This window comes from Schlesneria sp. (assembly GCF_036405755.1).
Taxonomy (GTDB): domain Bacteria; phylum Planctomycetota; class Planctomycetia; order Planctomycetales; family Planctomycetaceae; genus Schlesneria; species Schlesneria sphaerica.
Window position 1 is genome coordinate 1 of record NZ_DASWWZ010000675.1, and the last position, 3468, is coordinate 3468.

1 protein-coding gene is annotated in these 3468 nt (G+C 56.7%); it reads right to left on the reverse strand.

What is annotated here, in order from left to right; genetic code table 11:
- A partial coding sequence (locus tag VGE80_RS22325) for a PAS domain-containing sensor histidine kinase (protein WP_440594181.1) occupies window positions 1-3093 on the reverse strand: 3093 nt, incomplete at its 3' end.
- Between the last annotated feature and the right edge of the window lie 375 nt (window positions 3094-3468).

Consider the following 3468-nt stretch of genomic DNA (forward strand, 5'->3'; position numbering starts at 1 on the left):
AAACGTGCTGCCAGAACCCTCAGCGCTCTCGGCTGTTACTCTCCCTCCGTGCATTTCAACGAATCCCCTTACCAGTGCGAGTCCAATTCCAAGTCCACCCATATTGCGTTCGACGCTCCGATCCACTTGACTGAACATATCGAAAATTGTCGGCAGCGCCGCCGCCGGGATTCCAATTCCTGTGTCACGTACAGAGATGATTGCTTCGTTATCTGACTGTTCGGCCGTCAGCCAGATCGTTCCTCCTCGCGGAGTATATTTTGCGCTATTCAAGAGAAGATTCGAAAGGACCTGGGCAAGTCTCGTCAGGTCGGCCTCCAGCATGACGGACTCGCCGAGATCCTGAACGATCAGTTGGTGCTCGGATTCATGGATGGCGGGCATTGATGCTTCAACGGCATGACTGATGATCTCTTTCAAGGAGACTCGGTTGCGTCGCAGCTCCATTTTGTTCCGCGTGATGCGCGAGATGTCCAGCAGGTCGTCGACCAGCCGGATCATGTGGGAGAGCTGTCGATCCATCATCTCCCGCGCCTGCGAAACGATCTCCGGTTTCCCTTCGGCCAGGCGCATCACCTGAAGTCCGTTGCGAATCGGGGCGAGCGGATTTCTCAGCTCATGTGCCAGAAGAGCAAGAAAGTCATCTTTCTTTCGGTCAGCTTCCCGCAAGGCCGATTCGGATTCCATCCGCTCGGTGACATCGCGCGTTGTTCCTGCAACCGCTTCCACTTCTCCTTTGGTACCGATCACAGGGACGAAAATGTACTCGTACATTCGGCGACCGTAGACCCCTTCGAAGGGTACGACGCCACGGATTGTCGTCCTGGACCGTTTGACCTCTTCGATTTCCCGATCGTGCATGGCGGCATGCTCGGGTTCGAACCCGACTTGCAGACACGTTTTTCCGATCGCCTCGTCCCAGGTCTTGCCCCACAATTTCAGGAGTGATTCATTGGCGTACGTGAAGCGGTGCTGTAGATCGAACACGTAAGCGAGGTCGGGAGTGCTGCTGAGAATCCCCTCGTACAGACGCTTGCGACGCTCAGACTCTTCGGTCACCCGTGCCAGACGTTCTTCGGCTCGCTTCCAGTCAGTCACGTCGATCACCACGCCGGGAAGCCGCACGGCCTCACCTGCTTCGTTCCTTTCAACCTGTCCGCGCGCTGTCACCCATCGCCACGAACCATCCGGACGACGCAAGCGGTACTCGGCTTCGTACTGGTTTCCTTCCCGCACCGCTTCCACGATCGCCTGGCTGACTCGCTCTCGATCCTGTGGATGAATGGAGTTGACGAGATCCGCGAGTGGCTCGCCGTTGATGACTTCCGGCCCCACGGAAAACATGCGTGCCAGACTGATATCTCCGAAAACGCGGTCCGCCGCGATATCCCAGCTCCACGTACCAATCGCCCCGGCCTTTAATGCGGCTTCCATCCGCGAGCGAATGTCGTTCAGAGCGAATTCGGCTCGTTTGCGACGGGTTATGTCGCTGGCCGTGCCGAACCATTCCATAATCGCTCCGTCGGAACTGAGGATGGGAACGGCGCGAGAGAATGTCCAGCCCAGTGTCCCGTCTACCAGAATCACCTGGTGTTCCAGTTCGAACGTCGTCTTATTCAGGATGGCCTGTTTGATATTCGCTTGAAGCCGCTCGTGCTCAAAGTCGGGAACGATTTGTACCATCCATTGCTTGACTGGCCTGTCCGAGCTGGCCAGGAACCCCCGTCCGTCGATCGGCTGCATTTCCGACCAGTCGCCCGTCATCGAATACAAGACATCCGACGTGGCATTGACCAGGGCGCGATAGCGTTGTTCGCTCGCCCGCAGTCGTTCTTCTGCCCGTTTCCGTTCCGAGACGTCGCGCGTCGAACCCGCGACCGCCTTGACAGAACCATCCTCATCCAAGACCGGAACAAAGATGTATTCGTAACACCCCGTCACGCCCGAAGGGCTTGTATAGAGGGTTTCGTCCTTCAGGGACTCTCCCGTCCCGATGACAACCTCGATCTGGGACTGCAGCTTCTCGGCAAGGTCTCGCGGATAATTGAGGTCGTGGAAATTACATCCGACAGCTTCGGAGAGCGTTATCCCCCACAGTTCGAGCAAGGGTCGGTTTACGTAGGTGAATCGCCCTCGGAGATCAAACAGGTATACGAAGTCCGCCGTGTGGGACAAGACGGTTTCGTACACCTTTCTCTGCCATTCCGACTCTGTGGTCAGCTTCGCAAGATTCGCTTCGGCGCGCCGCTGTTCGGTCAGATCAATCCCCTGGACGATCACCCCTGTGACATTCCCACCGGCGTCAAACGTGGGCTGAAAGACGAAGTGAAGCTCTCTGTTTTGAATCTCGCCGTCACGTTGCAGACTCAGTCGCGAATTCGGACGCGCGTAAGGCTGACCGGTCCGGAAAACTTCGTCCAAAATCTCGAAATACCCTTGGCCATGCACTTCCGGGAACGCCTCGCGGACAGACTTACCCAGGATATCTCGGCCACCGATGATCCCCATGCACTGATCGTTCACACGTTCGAAGGTGTGATCGGGGCCCCGCAAAACGGCCATCAGGGAGGGAGCATGCTGAAAGACTTCTTCGAGCCTCCGCCGTTCTGATTCCGCAACGGCGAGCAGACGCTCCCGTTCGGCGATTGCGTTCCGCTGAATGGTCACGTCTTCCAACGTGCCGACCCATTCCCAAACTGCTCCCGCCGAATCGCGAATTGGCACGCCACGCGCACGGATGAAACGCCACTGGCCGGATTGATCCTGAATTCGGAATGTCGAGTCATATAAGCTGTTGGTTTCGATCGCGTTTGCCCACGCCTGGGCGGCCCCGTCTCGATCTGCGGGGTGGACCACCCTCAGCCAGGACTCGCGACTGGCCTGCTGGTCCTCCACCGACTGGCCAGTCACCTCTGCCCACCACTTCCGGGACTGCGCGAAGCCGGTGTCTTCGCCATGGGGAGTCCAGGACCACACGACCTGTGCTGTCGCATCAACGAGCGCCCGATACCGTTCTTCGCTACGCTGCAAAGCGTCGAATTTGAGATTAGTGTCCGAAACGCTCACGGTGTCCTTGGGTGAATTAGGTTCCACGTCGCATTCTGACCGATCATAACGAGTCTCAATGCGATGTTTCTGAAGAACTGGTGGATTTGCCAACAGCTTGGTCGCAATAAGGACACCTTAATAATTTCGTTTCGCCGAATCAGTATCTATTTTTTGATTTCCCATTTCGGCGTCTGGCTCATTGATTTTAGAACGCGAGAACGTTTCGCGGGCCGCCCATCCGACGCCACTGGGCGAGAAATTCCACTTATCGCGTGAATACCTTCACAATGAGCAACTTCATGAATCCGATATGAATCCGATTCGTTGGCTGAAAATACGTCACCCGAGGCTCTTTCAGGTAGCGCATTGCCCAGACCAGTTTTCCGACCCTCACACGCCTCAAGCATATTTCGCGCCGTG